The sequence below is a fragment of the uncultured Tenacibaculum sp. genome, from assembly GCF_947495995.1.
In the GTDB taxonomy this organism is placed as follows: Bacteria; Bacteroidota; Bacteroidia; order Flavobacteriales; family Flavobacteriaceae; genus Polaribacter.
In genome coordinates this window covers 493477-511036 of the sequence record NZ_CANMAX010000001.1, presented here as the reverse complement: position 1 = coordinate 511036, position 17560 = coordinate 493477, and the positions used below count along the sequence as shown (strand labels likewise).

At 32.5% G+C, this 17560-nt stretch carries 19 protein-coding genes; 6 read left to right on the top strand and 13 right to left on the bottom strand.

Going from position 1 to position 17560, the window contains the following annotated elements; translation table 11 throughout:
- Positions 1-22: 22 nt before the first annotated feature.
- From kbl to Q1A15_RS02285, 4 genes are all read left to right on the top strand, one after another.
- Positions 23-1219, top strand: coding sequence for a glycine C-acetyltransferase (gene kbl, locus Q1A15_RS02300; protein WP_299618128.1), 1197 nt, complete (start codon positions 23-25; stop codon positions 1217-1219).
- Positions 1220-1336: 117 nt separating this feature from the next.
- The gene (locus Q1A15_RS02295) at positions 1337-2737 is read left to right on the top strand and encodes an OmpA family protein (RefSeq protein WP_299618125.1); all 1401 of its coding nucleotides are present in this window, start codon (positions 1337-1339) and stop codon (positions 2735-2737) included.
- 183 nt (positions 2738-2920) lie between these two features.
- Positions 2921-4432, top strand: coding sequence for a F0F1 ATP synthase subunit beta (atpD, locus tag Q1A15_RS02290; RefSeq protein WP_299618122.1), 1512 nt, complete (start codon positions 2921-2923; stop codon positions 4430-4432).
- A gap of 22 nt (positions 4433-4454) precedes the next feature.
- A complete protein-coding gene (locus tag Q1A15_RS02285; protein ID WP_299618119.1) occupies positions 4455-4748 on the top strand; it encodes a F0F1 ATP synthase subunit epsilon in 294 nt (97 codons plus the stop codon).
- A gap of 77 nt (positions 4749-4825) precedes the next feature.
- Here Q1A15_RS02285 and pyk read toward each other — a convergent pair whose 3' ends face one another.
- The 5 genes from pyk to Q1A15_RS02260 form a co-directional block, all read right to left on the bottom strand.
- On the bottom strand, positions 4826-6253 hold the full coding sequence (gene pyk, locus Q1A15_RS02280) for a pyruvate kinase (RefSeq protein WP_299618116.1): 1428 nt from the start codon (positions 6251-6253) through the stop codon (positions 4826-4828).
- A gap of 3 nt (positions 6254-6256) precedes the next feature.
- On the bottom strand, positions 6257-6727 hold the full coding sequence (locus tag Q1A15_RS02275; protein ID WP_299618113.1) for an IPExxxVDY family protein: 471 nt from the start codon (positions 6725-6727) through the stop codon (positions 6257-6259).
- A gap of 78 nt (positions 6728-6805) precedes the next feature.
- Positions 6806-7543: a ribonuclease III gene (gene rnc, locus Q1A15_RS02270; protein ID WP_299618110.1), complete on the bottom strand. Its 738-nt coding sequence runs from the start codon at positions 7541-7543 to the stop codon at positions 6806-6808.
- A gap of 17 nt (positions 7544-7560) precedes the next feature.
- The gene (fabF, locus tag Q1A15_RS02265) at positions 7561-8814 is read right to left on the bottom strand and encodes a beta-ketoacyl-ACP synthase II (protein ID WP_299618107.1); all 1254 of its coding nucleotides are present in this window, start codon (positions 8812-8814) and stop codon (positions 7561-7563) included.
- 11 nt (positions 8815-8825) lie between these two features.
- Entirely contained in the window at positions 8826-9062 is a 237-nt protein-coding gene (locus tag Q1A15_RS02260; protein ID WP_075340350.1) for an acyl carrier protein, read from the bottom strand.
- Between the two features lie 171 nt (positions 9063-9233).
- Between Q1A15_RS02260 and Q1A15_RS02255 the strand changes: the two genes are divergently transcribed.
- Together Q1A15_RS02255 and Q1A15_RS02250 are read left to right on the top strand one after the other, a co-directional pair.
- Positions 9234-9806: a phosphoribosylglycinamide formyltransferase gene (locus tag Q1A15_RS02255; protein WP_299618095.1), complete on the top strand. Its 573-nt coding sequence runs from the start codon at positions 9234-9236 to the stop codon at positions 9804-9806.
- Entirely contained in the window at positions 9799-10437 is a 639-nt protein-coding gene (locus Q1A15_RS02250; RefSeq protein ID WP_299618092.1) for a ribonuclease H family protein, read from the top strand. The genes Q1A15_RS02255 and Q1A15_RS02250 overlap by 8 nt, the downstream gene beginning before the upstream one ends.
- Before the next feature lies 1 nt (position 10438).
- On the opposite strand, the gene Q1A15_RS02245 is transcribed toward Q1A15_RS02250, so the two are convergent.
- The 8 genes from Q1A15_RS02245 to Q1A15_RS02210 all read right to left on the bottom strand — a co-directional run bounded on the left by Q1A15_RS02245 (position 10439) and on the right by Q1A15_RS02210 (position 17478).
- A complete protein-coding gene (locus tag Q1A15_RS02245; protein WP_299618089.1) occupies positions 10439-11977 on the bottom strand; it encodes a polyamine aminopropyltransferase in 1539 nt (512 codons plus the stop codon).
- Positions 11978-11982: 5 nt separating this feature from the next.
- Positions 11983-12747, bottom strand: a complete 765-nt coding sequence (locus tag Q1A15_RS02240) for a hypothetical protein (protein WP_299618086.1) — start codon at positions 12745-12747, stop codon at positions 11983-11985.
- A 2-nt stretch (positions 12748-12749) separates the two neighbouring features.
- Entirely contained in the window at positions 12750-13232 is a 483-nt protein-coding gene (locus Q1A15_RS02235) for a DUF4178 domain-containing protein (RefSeq protein ID WP_299618083.1), read from the bottom strand.
- A gap of 3 nt (positions 13233-13235) precedes the next feature.
- A complete protein-coding gene (locus Q1A15_RS02230) occupies positions 13236-14030 on the bottom strand; it encodes an ion transporter (protein WP_299618080.1) in 795 nt (264 codons plus the stop codon).
- Positions 14027-14392, bottom strand: coding sequence for an adenosylmethionine decarboxylase (speD, locus tag Q1A15_RS02225; protein ID WP_299618077.1), 366 nt, complete (start codon positions 14390-14392; stop codon positions 14027-14029). The genes Q1A15_RS02230 and speD overlap by 4 nt, the downstream gene beginning before the upstream one ends.
- 40 nt (positions 14393-14432) lie before the next feature.
- On the bottom strand, positions 14433-14861 hold the full coding sequence (locus tag Q1A15_RS02220) for a hypothetical protein (RefSeq protein ID WP_299618074.1): 429 nt from the start codon (positions 14859-14861) through the stop codon (positions 14433-14435).
- 60 nt (positions 14862-14921) lie between these two features.
- Positions 14922-15980: a zinc metalloprotease gene (locus Q1A15_RS02215; protein WP_299618072.1), complete on the bottom strand. Its 1059-nt coding sequence runs from the start codon at positions 15978-15980 to the stop codon at positions 14922-14924.
- 286 nt (positions 15981-16266) lie between these two features.
- The gene (locus Q1A15_RS02210) at positions 16267-17478 is read right to left on the bottom strand and encodes a cysteine desulfurase (protein ID WP_299618069.1); all 1212 of its coding nucleotides are present in this window, start codon (positions 17476-17478) and stop codon (positions 16267-16269) included.
- Between the last annotated feature and the right edge of the window lie 82 nt (positions 17479-17560).

Here is a 17560-nt window from a genome sequence, read left to right as displayed (position 1 = left end):
TTACCACACAAACAAACAAGCCATGTACGGAAAAATAAAAGAACATTTACAAAAAGAAATTCAGGATATTAAAGATGCTGGATTATATAAAACAGAACGTATTATTACATCTTCACAAGATGCTGTAATTAAGATTTCTACAGGTGAAGAAGTAATTAACTTTTGTGCAAATAACTATTTAGGTTTATCAAATCACCCAGAAGTAATTCAGGCAGCTAAAGATACTATGGATACTCATGGTTTCGGAATGTCTTCTGTGCGTTTCATTTGTGGAACTCAAGATATTCATAAAGATTTAGAAGCTAAAATTGCTGAGTTTTATCAAACTGAAGATACAATTTTATATGCAGCAGCTTTTGATGCAAACGGAGGTGTTTTTGAACCATTATTAACAAAAGAAGATGCTATTATTTCTGATAGCTTAAATCATGCTTCTATCATCGATGGTGTTCGTTTATGTAAAGCGGCACGCTATCGTTATAATAATAATGATATGGCTTCATTAGAACAACAATTAATTGAAGCAAATAAACAAAACCATAGGTTTAAAATTATTGTTACTGATGGAGTATTCTCTATGGACGGTATCGTTGCTGAATTAGACAAGATCTGTGATTTAGCTGATAAATACGATGCAATGGTTATGATAGATGAATGTCATGCTGCAGGTTTTATTGGTGAAACTGGTAGAGGTACGTTAGAGTTAAAGAGAGTAATGGGTAGAATAGATATTATTACAGGAACTTTAGGGAAGGCTTTAGGTGGAGCTATGGGTGGTTACACTACAGGTAAAAAAGAAATTATAGAAATCTTACGTCAAAGATCAAGACCATATTTATTTTCTAACTCACTTGCCCCAGCAATAGTTGGAGCTTCATTAAAGGTGTTTGATTTGTTATCTAATGATACTTCTTTAAGAGATAAATTAGAGTGGAATACAAATTATTTCAGATCAGAAATGGAAAAAGCTGGTTTTGATTTGGTAGGGGCAGATGCTGCAATAGTACCGGTAATGTTGTACGATGCAAAGTTGTCTCAAGTAATGGCAAATAAACTTTTAAAAGAAGGAATTTATGTGATAGGTTTCTTTTATCCAGTAGTTCCAAAAGAGCAGGCGAGAATAAGGGTTCAATTGTCTGCAGCTCATGAAAAAGAGCACTTAGATAAGGCGATAAATGCATTTGTAAAAGTAGGAAAAGCTTTGAAAGTTATTTCGTAAAAGACGAACAAAAACTTGTTTTTTTTATAAGTTTTTGTAGATTTGCTTTTGTAAATAAGTTTTTAGAACTTACATTTGCGTTATATATAAACGAACTTTTAATTTAAATTTTTGATAATGAAACAATTAAATTTAGCTATGATTTTTATAGCTGTGTTAACGTTACTACCTTCAAGTAGAGTTAATGCGCAAGATGAAAACAATCCTTGGGTTGTTGGTTTCGGTGTTAACGTTGTAGATATTAGAATTCCTAGTGAGTTTGGTGACTACGCGCAAGATTACATCGGTACTAGTGAATGGTCTGATAACTTGTTACCATCTATCTCTAGAGTAAGTGTTGAAAAATACTTAGCAGATGGATTTACTTTACAGTTAGCTGGATCGATCAACAAGATTAAAAATTACGCGGTATCTAAAGATATCAATGAATTATACTGGTCTGCAGACTTAAACGTTAAGTGGGACTTTAACCATTTAATCGGTGATACTGGTTGGTGGGATCCTTACGTATACGTTGGGGGAGGTTATACTGACTTCGGTAGATTAGAGAATGGAAATTTCCAAGAAGGTGGAGAAGGTACTTTAAATGTTGGTGCTGGATTCAACGTATGGTTCAACGAGAACATCGGTTTAAATTTCCAAACTGGTGCTAAGAAAGAATTCGCTGACAAAATTCAAGACCACTTCCAACACAGTTTAGGTGTTGTTTTCCGTTTCGGTGGAAAAGATACTGATGGAGATGGTGTTTATGACAAGGAAGATGCTTGTCCAGAGATCGCTGGTTTAAAAGAATTCAACGGTTGTCCAGATGCTGATGGAGACGGAATCAAAGATTCTGACGATGCTTGTCCAAACGAAGCTGGTAAAGCTGAGTTAAACGGTTGTCCAGATGCTGATAACGATGGTATCGCTGATAAAGATGATGCTTGTCCTACTGAAGCTGGAACTAAAGCAATGAATGGTTGTCCTGATTCTGACGGTGATGGTATCGCTGATAAGAATGATAACTGTCCACAAGAAGCTGGTCCTGCTGAAAACAAAGGATGTCCTTGGGGAGATAAAGATAATGATGGTGTTAAAGATAACGTAGATAAGTGTCCAGATGTTCCTGGTGTTGCTTCAAGACAAGGTTGTCCAGAGCCAAAGCCAGTTATCACTGAAGAAGCTAAGAAGAAATTAGACGAGTTCGCAAGAGCTATCTACTTCAACTCTGGAAGATCTTCATTCAGACCTGGAGTTACTGGTAAGTTAGATTTAATCGCTGGAATCATGAAAGAATATCCAGATGCTAACTTCAACATCGAAGGTCACACTGATAGTCAAGGTGCTGCTAAAGCTAACCAAAAATTATCTCAAAGAAGAGCTAAGGCTGTTTTAGATTACTTAACTTCTAAAGGCGGAGTTCCTGCTGGAAGATTATCATCTGTAGGTTTAGGAGAAGATTACCCAATCGCTTCTAACAAAACTAGAGCTGGTAGAGCACAAAACAGACGTGTAGAAATCAACTTAAAGAAGTAATTACATACTTCGAAAAGTAAATAATATTAAGCCTCGCAGTTTGCGAGGCTTTTTTTATGGATTTGTTTCAAATTAAAATTTGTTTATAAAGTTTTTTATATTGTTATAAAAAAATTACCTTTGCGCACTGAAAAGTGGGATAATAAACACTTAATAAATACAATAACTTAATTACAGAAAGTAATGTCTACAATAAAAGGTAAAGTTTCTCAGATTATTGGTCCGGTTATCGATGTTGAGTTTAACACTGAAAATTCAGAGTTACCAAAAATTTATGATTCATTAGAAATTAAAAAAGCTGATGGTACTACATTAGTTTTAGAAGTTCAACAACACATAGGAGAGGATACTGTTCGTACTATATCTATGGATGCTACTGACGGACTACAAAGAGGTCAAGAAGTATTAGCGACAGGAAATCCAATCCAAATGCCAATCGGAAACGATATCTACGGACGTTTATTTAATGTAACAGGAGAGGCAATTGATGGTTTAGGTGATTTACCAAAGACAGGTAAAGACGGATTACCAATTCACCGTCAAGCTCCAAAGTTTGAAGAATTATCAACTTCTACTGAAGTTTTATTTACAGGTATTAAAGTTATCGATTTAATTGAGCCTTATGCTAAAGGAGGTAAAATTGGATTATTTGGTGGAGCAGGAGTAGGTAAAACTGTATTAATTCAGGAATTAATTAATAATATCGCAAAAGGTCACGGTGGTTTATCTGTATTCGCTGGAGTAGGTGAGAGAACACGTGAAGGTAACGATTTATTAAGAGAGATGTTAGAATCTGGAATTATCAAATATGGTGATGATTTTATGCATTCTATGGAAGAAGGTGGATGGGATTTATCAAAAGTAGATAAAGCTACTATGAGAGATTCTAAAGCGACTTTCGTATTTGGACAAATGAATGAGCCACCAGGTGCACGTGCACGTGTTGCATTATCTGGTTTAACTATAGCTGAATATTTCCGTGATGGAGCTGGTGAAGATCAAGGGAAAGATGTATTATTCTTCGTAGATAATATCTTCCGTTTTACACAAGCAGGATCTGAGGTATCAGCATTATTAGGACGTATGCCTTCTGCCGTAGGTTACCAACCAACGTTAGCTACTGAAATGGGAGCGATGCAAGAGCGTATTACTTCTACTAAGAAAGGATCGATTACTTCTGTACAGGCAGTATATGTACCTGCAGATGATTTAACGGATCCAGCACCAGCAACTACTTTCGCTCACTTAGATGCTACTACAGTATTATCTAGAAAGATTGCTGAGTTAGGTATTTATCCTGCGGTAGATCCATTAGATTCTACTTCAAGAATTTTAACGCCAGAAATTTTAGGAGACGAGCATTATAATACGGCACAAAGAGTAAAAGAGTTATTACAACGTTACAAAGAGTTACAAGATATTATTGCGATCTTAGGTATGGAAGAATTATCTGAAGAAGATAAGTTAGTAGTACACAGAGCTCGTCGTGTTCAACGTTTCTTATCTCAACCATTCCACGTAGCTGAGCAGTTTACCGGTATTCCTGGAGTTTTAGTAGATATTAAGGATACTATCAAAGGTTTCAACATGATTATGGATGGAGAATTAGATAAATATCCTGAAGCAGCATTCAACTTAAGAGGTTCAATTGATGATGCAATTGAAGCTGGGGAGAAAATGTTAGCTGAAGCTTAATATTAATATTTAGAAGTTAATTATGTTTTTAGAAATTGTTACTCCAGAAGCGGTAGTATTCTCATCAGAAATAGATTCTGTTGTTGTACCAGGTGTTAATGGAGAGTTCCAAGTTTTAAACAATCACGCACCTATTGTGTCTGTTTTAAACGAAGGGTTAGTTAAAGTACATGTTCATAGTCAAAATCACTTAGTTTTTGATGATTTACACGGTAGTATTGAAAAATTACCAGCTGATGATAAAGTACTAACTTTAGCGATCAATTCTGGAACAATAGAAATTAAAGATAATAAAGCAATTATACTAGCAGACTAGTTTCCTTGTTTTACTATAATATTAAAAACCCCGTAATTTAATTACGGGGTTTCTTATTTTTAATTTAAATAGTGTTTTTAGTCTATTTGTGACACTCTTAGTGTGTTTACCATACCTCTTTCTTCAACAGGCATAGAAGTTAAGTTAATAACGAAATCACCTGTTTTTACAAAGTTCTTTTCTTTGATAATTTCATTAATATCTTTTACTGTATCGTCAGTATTTAAATCTCTATCATAGTAATAAGCTCTAACTCCCCATAAAAGATTTAGTTTTCCTAAAATTCTCTTTTCAGAAGAAAATGCAATTACGTGAGACTTTGGTCTCCAAGCAGAAATTTGGAAAGCAGTATATCCACTATTTGTTAATGTAGATATAGCAGAAGCTTTAATATCATCAGCCATTAAAGCTGCATGATGACATACAGATTTAGTAATAAATCTATTCGTTCTTACGTGTGGCGGCTCTACAGGAACTTTAATTAAAGGTGAAAATTCAACACTTCCGATAATTTCAGTCATTTTTTGAATAACTTTTATAGGGTGTTTTCCTACTGATGTTTCTCCAGATAACATTACAGCATCAGCACCATCCATAATAGAGTTAGCTACATCATTAACTTCAGCACGAGTTGGAACACTATTCTCAATCATAGTTTCCATCATTTGAGTTGCTATAATTACAGGAATTCTAGCTTTTTTAGCTCTTCGTACTAAGCTCTTTTGTATTAAAGGAACATCTTGCATAGGAACTTCTACACCTAAATCTCCTCTTGCTACCATTAAACCGTCACAATATGGAATTAAAGCATCTATATTTTCAACAGCTTCTGGCTTTTCAATTTTTGCAATAACAGGTACTCTATATCTTGATTTTTGCTTAATTAAATCACGAAGCATTCTTAAGTCTTCAGGATTTCTAACAAAAGATAAAGCAATCCAATCTACTTCTTGATCTAATGCAAAAACAACATCCTTTTTATCTTTTTCAGTAAGTGCAGGTAAAGAAATATCTGTATTTGGTAAGTTTACACCTTTTTTAGATTTTAAAGGGCCTCCGTTGATTACTTCAGTAACAACTTCTTTTTCTTTGTCTGTAGAAATAACTTTAAAAAGTAATTTTCCATCATCAACAAGAATATTTTCACCAGGTTTAACATCTTTAGGAAAACGCTGATATGTCATAAAAGCTTTTTCTTTTGTACCTGTACATTTTTCAGTAGTAAAAATAAAACGATCTCCAGCTTTAACTTCTACGCCTTCTTCCATTACTCCAACTCTTAGCTTTGGACCTTGTAAATCGGCTAATATAGCTACGTTGTACCCTTTTTCGTCATTTATTTCACGTATCTGACGTACTCGTTCCTTCACAATATCATAATCTGCATGAGAAAAGTTTATTCTGAAGACATTTACTCCAGCTTCAGCCATTTTCGTAAGAACTTCTTTTGTGCTCGTTGCAGGTCCTAGTGTAGCAACAATTTTTGTTTTTTTGTTGTGTGGCATAGGTTAAAAAATTAAAGACTCTTTAGATTTTAGTTTGTTTGTATCTATGGAATAGGAGGTGATTACTTGTGGGATTTTATTAATCTTTTCGATTATATTATCTATAGTATTGCTACTAAAATCTCCCTCTAATTTTAAAAAATAATCAACTTTCTTCCTTTCCGGAAGTAAATATGTTACTGTTTGACTTTCCGAAAATAAACTTAAATTATTTCCTTCTATATTGTTTTTGTGATGATTAGATATTAAAAACCAACAATTTTCAGTAGCATTATGAGTGAATTCGTATAACGAAAAAAATGCGTCTTTATCATCGTTTTTTAAATCTATATCATAGTTTGAACGATATAAATTTAATTGCAAATGTAAATTCAAAAGGTACGCTAAACGATAATCTTCCATGGTACTATGAATGCCTACTAAGAAATAGTCACATGATGAAAAATCATCTAACGTTAATGAATGAATTTGCATGAAAATAATTTATGCTAATTTACAGAATGTAATGTGAAAATAAGATGAAATTAACGAAAACGATTTCTTGTAATCTTATTATGAGTTAGTTATTTGGTTTTGAAAAGCATAGTAAACTCGCTTAGCAGCCATCTCTTCTGCTTTCTTTTTAGAAGTGGCTCTTCCTTTGGCAATTTTTTGTCCGTCGATGATTACTCTTACGCTAAAATGTTTCTGAGTTTGATTACCGGTGTCTTCATAGCTTTCAAAAGCATATTTGCGTTTTGTTTTCTGACACCATTCGATGATAAAACCTTTATAGCTTGTAATTTTATTTTCTAGTTGCTGAAGATCAATATAAGGGAAGATTACTTGATCATAAATAAATTGATGACAATAATTATAACCTCTATCCAAATAAATTGCTCCAATAAGAGCTTCAAAAATATTACCGTGAATATTTTCTCCTACTTGATTTTGATTAATATTGCTTTTAACAAATCGAATTAAATCTAACTCTTTACCAAGTTTGTTTAAATTTTCTCTACTAACAACTTTTGAACGCATTTGAGTTAAGTAACCTTCGTTACCTCTTGGGGCCTCTTTATAAAGAAAAGAAGCAATAACAGATCCTAGAATAGCATCTCCTAAAAACTCTAAACGTTCGTAATTAATAGGTTTTCCCTTATTGTCAGTCATTTTTAAAGACCTGTGAATAAAAGCCTTTTTGTAATGATTTAAAACAATAGGTTTGAAGTTAAGCAATGACTTAAGTTCATAAAAGAATTCTTCGTCCTCTTTAGTTTTAGGGTTAACTATTTTACGAAGAAAATTCATATATGGAAATTAATTTATTATTGCTCGTATTTTTTAAAAGCTATACATGCATTATGACCACCAAATCCGAAAGTATTACTTAACGCAACATTAATCTCTCTTTCTTGAGCTTTGTTAAGCGTAAGATTTAAATCTGGATTAATATTCTCGTCTGCAGTGGTATGATTAATAGTAGGTGGTACAATACCATTTTTCATTGCTAATAAAGAAGCAATTGCTTCTATAGCTCCTGCAGCACCAAGTAAATGACCAGTCATAGACTTAGTAGAGTTAATATTAATGTTTTTAGCATGATCACCAAAAACCTCAGAAATAGCTTTTAATTCAGCTACATCACCTAATGGAGTAGAAGTACCATGTGTGTTGATGTGATCTACTTCTTCTGGTTTTATACCTGCATTCTCTAAACAGTTTTTCATAACTGCTATAACACCTAAACCTTCTGGGTGTGGTGCAGTCATATGGTGCGCATCAGAAGACATTCCACCACCAATTACTTCAGCGTAAATTTTAGCTCCACGAGCTTTAGCGTGTTCGTATTCTTCTAAGATTAAAGCACCAGCTCCTTCACCTAAAACAAATCCGTCTCTTTCGGCATCGAAAGGTCTAGAAGCAGATTCAGGACTTTCATTTCGTTTAGATAAAGCGTGCATAGCGTTAAATCCACCCATACCAGCAATGGTAACAGCAGCTTCACTACCACCAGTAACGATAACGTCACAGTGACCTAAACGAATATAATTTAGTGCATCTATCATTGCGTTAGCAGATGAAGCACAAGCAGATACAGTGGTATAGTTAGGTCCCATAAAACCATGTTTTATAGAAATGTTACCAGGTGCAATATCTGCAATCATTTTTGGAATAAAGAAAGGGTTGAATTTTGGTGTTCCATCTCCAGCTGCAAAGTTTATCACTTCATTTTGGAAAGTTTCTAAACCTCCAATACCAGCTCCCCAAATTACTCCAACTTTATATTTGTTAAGTTGATCGATATTTAAATCTGCATCTTTAATAGCTTCATCTGAAGCGATCATAGCATACTGAGTGAATCGATCCATTCTACGAGCTTCTTTTCTGTCGATGTAATCTTTAACATCGAAGTTCTTAAGCTCACATGCGAAACGAGTCTTGAACTTGGCAGCATCAAAGTATGTTATAGGTGCAGCCCCGCTAACTCCGTTAACTAAGCCATTCCAGTATTGTTCAATATTGTTTCCTATAGGCGTTAATGCGCCAAGTCCAGTTACGACAACTCGTTTTAATTGCATATGTAATTAATTTACTTTTTTGCTTCTTCTATATAGCTAATTGCTTGACCAACTGTAGCGATGTTCTCTGCTTGATCGTCTGGGATTTGAATATCAAATTCCTTTTCAAACTCCATGATTAACTCAACAGTATCTAACGAATCTGCTCCTAAGTCGTTAGTAAAACTAGCTTCGTTAGTTACTTCGTTATCGTCTACTCCTAATTTATCAACGATAATTGCTTTTACTCTTGATGCAATGTCTGACATAATTTTGTAATTTTTAAATTTAAAATCGAGGCAAAAATACGAATCCTGTGAATTTAATCTAATTTTTGCTCAAAAATGTGGGGTCTAAAATATAAAATCTTTTGTTTAGCACCACATTCATATTAATAATTATTGTTTTTTTGCAGTAACAACATAGCTATTTTTAAGATTATGAAACGTATAGTCATCTTTGCATCCGGCTCAGGTAGTAACGCCGAAAATATTATTGGGTTTTTTCAAACTAAAACAACTGGTGAGGTTACTCATGTGCTTACTAACAACGAGCATGCCAAAGTTTTAGATAGATGTAAAAGATTAAATGTCAGTAGTTTGGTTTTTAATAGAGAGGGGTTTTTTAAGAGCGATAAAGTGCTGGATTTTCTAAAAAAAGAAGCAGACTTGATTATTTTGGCTGGCTTTTTATGGAAAGTTCCTGAAGCAATTGTGAAGAATTTCCCGAATAAAATCATCAATATTCATCCAGCTTTATTACCAAAATATGGCGGAAAAGGAATGTATGGAAGTCATGTTCATAAGGCAGTAAAAGAAAATAATGAGCAAGAAACAGGTATAACCATACATTATGTAAATGAACATTATGATGAAGGAGCCATCATTTTTCAGGCTAAAACTGAATTAACAGAACAAGATTCTGCTGAAGACATTGCGAAAAAAGTACATGAATTGGAGTATAAACATTATCCAAGTATTATAGAAAAGGTAATTTTATCTGAGAATGAGTAAAAAAAAGAAGTTCTATGTGGTTTGGAAAGGGAAAAAAACTGGTGTTTTTTCTAATTGGGATACCTGTAAAAAGCAAATTACAGGATATGAAGGAGCTCAATACAAAGCTTTTTTAGATAAAGATGAAGCTGAAAAAGCTTATAAAAAGAGTTACAACGATTATAAAGGTAAGGATACCACTAAGAAGAAAATTTCTGAAGAAGAAAAGAAAAAATATGGAACTCCAGTTTTAGAAAGTTTATCGGTAGATGCTGCATGTTCTGGAAATCCTGGTATTTTGGAATATAGAGGAGTAGATACAAAATCAAAAAAACAGATTTTTATTCAAGGTCCTTTTAAGCAAGGAACGAATAATATTGGAGAATTTTTAGCTTTAGTTCACGGTTTGGCTTTATTGAAAAACAAAAAAATGCCTAATTATCCTTTATATTCAGATTCTAGAATTGCAATTTCTTGGGTTAAAAAGAAGCAATGTAGAACCAATATTACTTTCACGAAGGAAAACAAAGATTTATTGGAATTGATTAAAAGAGCTGAAAAGTGGCTTAAAGAAAATCCTATAACTAATCCGATTTTAAAATGGGAAACTAAAGTTTGGGGAGAAATTCCTGCAGATTTTGGTAGGAAATAATTTAATATAAATCCCAATTCCCTTTCTTATAATAGGTATACAGTTTAGGAGAAAATATTGTATTTACTTTAATATTAGTTGTATCTGCTAAAGGTTTTCCGAAGGAAGTTAATTGTGGAATAGCTTTCTTAGTCAACCAACGAAGCGGGAGATTTTGAAACGATAATTGTTGAATGTCTTCATTTTTTATTGTGTTTCTTGTAGCCATAATCCATCCCCATTCACCTAAAGTTAGTACTTGATTGTGCATAGGTATTGTTTGGAAATCGGCAGCTTTTAATGTTTTGTCAATACAATAAAAAGCTTTAGTTGCATAATACGGACTACCAGCTTGGGTAATAAAAACACCATTCTCTTTTAATGAGAAGTAACAAAGTTTATAAAACTCTTTAGTATATAGTTTATTTAAATCTACATTATTAGGATCTGGTAAGTCTACAAAAATCACATCGTACTTTTCTTTATTCTTTTCAAGAAAATTAAAAGCATCTCCTGTAACGGTAGTGAGTTTTTTGTTATTCATAGCATTCTGATTTAGTGTTTTAAAAATCTCGTGATTTTTACCTAAATCAATCATGTTTTGATCTAAATCGACTAAAGTTACTTTTTCTACATCTTTATATTTAAAGACTTCTCTAACTAAACAACCATCGCCACCGCCTAAAACTAATATGTTTTTATGAGTTCCTGATATATTCATAGGAAGATGAACCATAGGTTCGTGATATAAAAACTCATCAAAAGAAGATAATTGTTGATTTCCATTAATATACAGAGAATACCAATCTTTCCATTTTGTAACTACAATTTTTTGATATTTAGTTTGTGTAGTGAATACAATCTTGTCTTTATATTTAGCTTGTTCTCCATATTTTACAATAGGTTCGGCAAAAAACAAACCTAATAAAATACTACTTAAAACTACAACGTAAGCGATTTGTAATTTACGAGTAACTGTATTTGAAACATATTCTTTTAAGATTCGGAATAAATAATAAGATACCGCAAGATTTAATAAACCTAATATGAAAGGAGTGTAGGTTAAACCTAAATATGGAAGTCCGATAAAGGCAAAAAATAATCCACCGATTAAACTTCCGAAGTAATCTTTTTCAAGAATGTTGGAAATGTTCAAACGTAATTCTTCGAATCTATCATTTATTCTTGTAGCGAACGGAATTTCTAAACCAATTAGTAAACCTACTAAAATTGCCAAAACATATATTATTAACCAAGAAATATCTGTAGTTCCGTAAGTAATGTAAGCAATTATTGCGGAAAAAGAAACCAGAACAGACAAGGTAAGCTCGGTTACAATAAAATATAATATGACGCTTTTGGTAAATAACTTGCTGAATCTACTTCCTAGTCCCATTGAAAAAAGCATGATCGATACAATTAAAGTAAATTGTAAAATTGCATTTCCAATAAAATATGAGGCTAGGGTAGATAAAATATATTCAGCAACAATACCACTAATACCTGTAGCAAATAATGCTACTTTTAAAGCAAAAGATTTTTGTTTTTTAGTGTACGGCACAATTATTATTTTCCGAAACCTCCTGAACGAGATCTTGTAGATGAACCACTTGAATATCTTGAAGAACTTCTTGATGTTCTTTTGTATAAGCTATTCCATTTTGCTCTATTTGCAGTTTTTCTAGTGAAAAAAGAACTCCTTTTTTTAGTTTGGTAGTTACTTCGAGTTCCATAGTCATAGCTTCCTCTACCAGAATTTCTTCCGTAGTAAGCAGAACCGGAACTATAACTATTTCTGTAGCCATTATAGTCGTTTCTGTATGTGTTACGTCTAGATAACATCCAGAACCAGAAAAACGGACTAGAAGAATGTGTTACCCATCTTCTACGATGTGTTGTATTATTACTTGTTTTTGTACTGTCGCTTTGAACAGCTTCCCATTCACCATGTTTTTCATTTCCAATAGCCCAACCAAAACCTACAGGCTGTGCAACTCTAGAAACTTTTCCATTGTGCTTAGAAAGAATTTCCATACCAAGATCGTTCTCATGAGTTTTAAAGAAGCTTTTATTTACAGTTTTCCACGAAGTATCTTTCGTTTGTAAAGAATCGTTTTCTAAAGTAAGTACTTTATATTTATGTTGATATACCATAAAATTTGATTCCTCTTCAATTTTCATATCATCTAAAACAATCGAAAAATCTTTGTTGTAAAGTTTATTGAAAATTTCTTCTGAAGGTTCTATAGAAACACTTTTAGCAGGTTTAACACTGCTACTACAACTCAGTAATAATATACTGAATGCAGCAAATACGAATAGCTTTTTCATAATTATAGTTTAATGTTTTTTATCTTTTTTGATTTTAATTCTTCACCTAGAAATACTTCGAAACTATTATCATCCCAGCGCTCAATTGTAATTAATTCGTCGTCATCTGTGTAAAAAAGAAAACAATCTAAATTTTCTCTAGAAGTATGAAAAGTTAAGTTTTTATAATCACCACTATATCTTTCTTCTAACTCAAACAGTTTATTGTCAAATAATAATTGTTTTGTTTCTATTGCACTTTCTAATATAGGCGTTTCAATGCTAATTTGTTCACTAAAAGTAAGTTCAAGCTCACCTTTGTGAAGCTCTACTTCTAAATATGCTTCTCTATCAGAAGATCTTATTACATACTCTGTGCTAGAATTTTCCATGCGCCAGTTGTATTCTCCGATCTCTGTGACTTCCCAGGATGTATTGTAAAGTTTAAAGGTAGATCCAACCTTTAATCTATTTAAATCATTTGTATTTGAGTTTGTTCCAAACATAGTTTATTGTATTTCTTTTCCACAATGCGGACAACATTGTTGTTCTTTGGTTTTTAATTTTCTAACTTCTTCTATATAAGCAGAGCTTATAATTCCTGTAGGTAATGCTACAATACCAATACCTAATAAAGCAATAAATGCACTTAAGATTTTTCCCATTCCTGTGATCGGATAAATATCTCCGTAACCAACAGTGGTAAGTGTTGCTACTGCCCACCACATGGCTTGACCAATATTTTCAAATGCATCTGGTTGTGCATGTTTTTCTACATTATACATTAATGTAGAGGCAAGTATTAATAAGATGAATACTAAAAAAATAGTAACAATAATTTCGTTCTTTGTTTTTAATATTACGTTTTTAATAACACTTAAAGATTTGAAATAACGTTTTAATTTCAATAAACGAAGTAGTCTAAAAAGACGAAGTGTTCTTAATATTCTTAAATCAACTTTTATAAAATACGGAAGGAAAAAAGGAAGAATAGCTACTAAATCTACAATTCCCATAAAGGAAGTCATATACTTTAATCTTGCTTTACCTTTAGATAATCCTTGGTAAGAAACATCGGCAATCCATATTCTTAAAATGTATTCTAGAGAAAAAATAGTGATTGAAAATAATTCTAAAAGATTGAAAAAGTTGCTGTAAGCTTCTTGAATATCTTTATAAGATTCTAAAACAATGGCAAACATATTAACTATGATTAGCCACGAGATAAAGTGTTCTAAAAGTTTATCGCCTTTTAGATTTCCTCTTTCGTCATCAAATAATAAAGCTACTTTCTGTTTAATCATTGTTTAATTACATCAAGAAAACCTCTTTGGTTTGAGTTTTTTTCGAATCTTCCACTTTTAAATTGTTCTTTAATCCACAAAATTCCTTCATCTAAATCAAAAGACGAATTACAAGTAAAAAAATCGAGAGCTACATATTTATGTTCTGGCCAAGTATGAATGGCGATATGACTTTCTTTAATAACTACTACACCGCTAATACCAATAGGAGAGAATTCATGAATTGTAGTGTTTACTACAGATAGGTTCATGATTTTTGCAGCGGTAGTTAAAATGTTTTCTATTACACTTACAGAATCTATGATGTTTTCATCACAATCGTAAAAATCAATAGTAGTTTGGTAACCTAAACTCTTTTTCATGAGCGTAAAGATACATATAATTCTAAAACACAGAAGAAAACTACTCTTGAGAGAATGTTTGTAATAAATTTATAATGTCTTTTAATTCTGCAGGTGGATTACCATCATCAAAATCACTAGATGTAAAAGATTCTTTATTTGTTTTAATTGTTAATGAAGCGTGTAAAGTACCATCTGAATGTCTTTTGTTTGAAGGAGCTTCTATTTGAGAAATACTTTTTAAATTTAATTTTTTAATTAACTCAAGTAACTGTTTTTTTTCTTTATCTGTAATTGTAAATATTGAAGTGTTACCGTTATTTTTAAAAATTGCTTGAAGTTCTACTACAGAAATACTTTTTGAAGTCCCTCTGGTGTGAGCTGAAAATAAGATTTCTTTAATTGAGTTAGTTCTTTGTACGCTTTCTTTTTGAGAAGTACAGCTCATTGAAGTACATATAATTGTTAATAGCAGAATAATTTTTTTCATGCTTAAAAATAAAAAAAGAAGTTTACTTTAAAGTAAACTTCTTTTATAAAGATTGAATTCCTAATTTAAAATAGATGCTCTAGCTCCACCTGGTTGGAAAATAGCTCTCATTCTAGCTTTTTGACCTTCAGTGAATAAACTCATACAAGCATCATCAGTATAATCCATATAATTCATGGTCATGTCGTTAGATCTACAGTGAGCTGTTGGATATGTTGGACATCCATAATTTGGACGATCAGAAGATGGTGTATCTGTAACAAAATCATCTTGACGACATCTACCATCACCCCAAATATGACGTAAGTTTAAATAATGACCAACTTCGTGAGTCATAGTTCTTCCTCCGTTAAAAGGAGCTTGTACATAACCTGTTGTTCCAAAATATTGAGGAGCACATACAACTCCATCAGTTGCAGAATTTCCACCTGGGAATTGAGCGTAACCTAAAATTCCTCCACCAATGTTACAAACCCAAATATTTAAATGAGTTTCAGGTGTAATTGGCGGGTAAGTAGATTTTACTGCATCGTTTGTTCCCCAAGAAGTTCTTGAGTTAGCATATCTAAATGTACCAGCTAAAGAAAAAGTGATTTCTGCGTCAGCAGCTACACCAGCAAATTCAGCAGGAGTATTGCTAGAGTCAGAATTTTGCTTTCTAAAATCATTGTTTAAAACTGTCATTTGAGAAGCAATTTGAGTATTTGAAATGTTCTCTTGTGAATTGCTGTAAACTACATGTACATATACAGGTATATTGATAACTCCTAAATTATCTGTAACAGGAGTTCCTCCGCCGTCTCCACCGCCGTTGTTTCCTCCTCCGTTTCCATTTCCTTTTTTAGCAGCAATAAATTTTCTAGTTTGATATTCTACATCATACATTTTTTTGTATAAACCAGGATTTTCTTTTAATTTCTGATTTAATACTCGCATAGAATGACATTTATCACCAGCTCCATCTGCTGATCTTGAACTAGTTTCATCTGTTTGAACGTAAAAATCGCTCATGTCGATAGATGTTTGTTCTTGATTAAGATCAGTGTTTTTAGTATCCTCGTCCTGGCACCCTATTAATAAGCCAGCAACAATTGCGACACTCAATACAACTCTTTTCATTTGTAATGGTTTTAAAATGTTAATAATTAATAATCCCTGGGTTATTCAACACTATTTTGGAAGTTGTGTTAAATAATTTAGTTTTTAATGTTAAAAAAGTTAAAATTTTAACGATGTGAAAAGTAGTTTTTTTTCTTAGAATATAAAAATACAATAGAAAAAGCTCTGTGTCTTAGGTGAATACTAGGATACAGAGCTTTTTAATATGCTTTCTTGGATTAAGAATATGTTTAAAAATTAACAAAAAACGTCAGATTTGTTAATTTTTTGTTTCAAAAATGATTTTTTAGCTTAACATCATTTTGGCTTTTTTAACAGCTTCAATCATTGTGTCTATTTCATCTTCAGTGTTATAAAAACTTAATGAAGCTCGAACCGTTCCAGGAATTTTATAAAAATCCATAATAGGTTGCGCGCAATGATGACCAGTTCTAACAGCAATTCCTAACTTATCTAAAATAGATCCAATATCATATGGATGAATTCCATCTATATTGAATGAAATTACAGAAGTTTTTGTAGAAGTACCGTAGATTTTTAAACCATCAATTTCTAAAAGCTTTTTAGTTGCGTAGTCTAAAAGTTGATGTTCTCTTTCTTGAATGTTATCAAATCCGATAGCGTTCATGTAATCAACTGCAGCTCCAAAAGCAATTCCACCACAAATATTCGGTGTTCCAGCTTCAAATTTATGAGGCAAACCAGCATAAGTAGTTTTTTCAAAAGTTACAGTGTCGATCATTTCTCCACCACCTTGATACGGAGGAAGCATTTCTAATAACTCTTGTTTTCCGTATAACATTCCAACTCCTGTTGGGCCACACATTTTGTGAGCAGACGTAACATAAAAATCTACATCTAATTGCTGTACGTCTGGTTTAATATGCGGACAAGCTTGTGCTCCATCAATTAAAACATAAGCTCCGAATTTATGAGCGTTTTCTATAATCTTTTCAATAGGGTTTATAGTTCCTAAAGCATTAGAAACATGATTACAAAAAACAAGCTTAGTATTCTCGTTTAGCATTTCTTCAAAAAGATCAATACGTAACGATCCGTCTTCATCCATTGGTATAACACGTAAAGTTGCGCCAGCTTTTTCACACATCATTTGCCATGGAACTATGTTTGAATGATGTTCTAAGGCAGAAACGATAACTTCGTCGCCTTCTTTTAAAATAGCTGAAAAACCAGAAGCAATAACATTAATACTTTCTGTAGTACCAGAAGTTAAAATGATTTCATAAGAATGCTTTGCATTAAAATGTTTCTGAATTTTAATTCGAGCTTCTTCGTACTTGTCTGTAGCTTCTTGACTTAATGTATGAACTCCACGATGAATATTTGCGTTATAGTTCGTATAGTAATCGACAATAGTATCGATAACAGCTGTCGGAGTTTGAGATGTCGCTCCGTTGTCAAAATATATTAAAGGTTTTCCATGCACTTTTCTTTCAAGAATTGGAAAATCTGCACGGATTTTATTGATATCTAGCATGAAAATTAATTTTACACAAAAATACGGCTATGTTATCAAAAGAACAATCAAACAGATAAATTCTTACATTTGTGAAAAACGA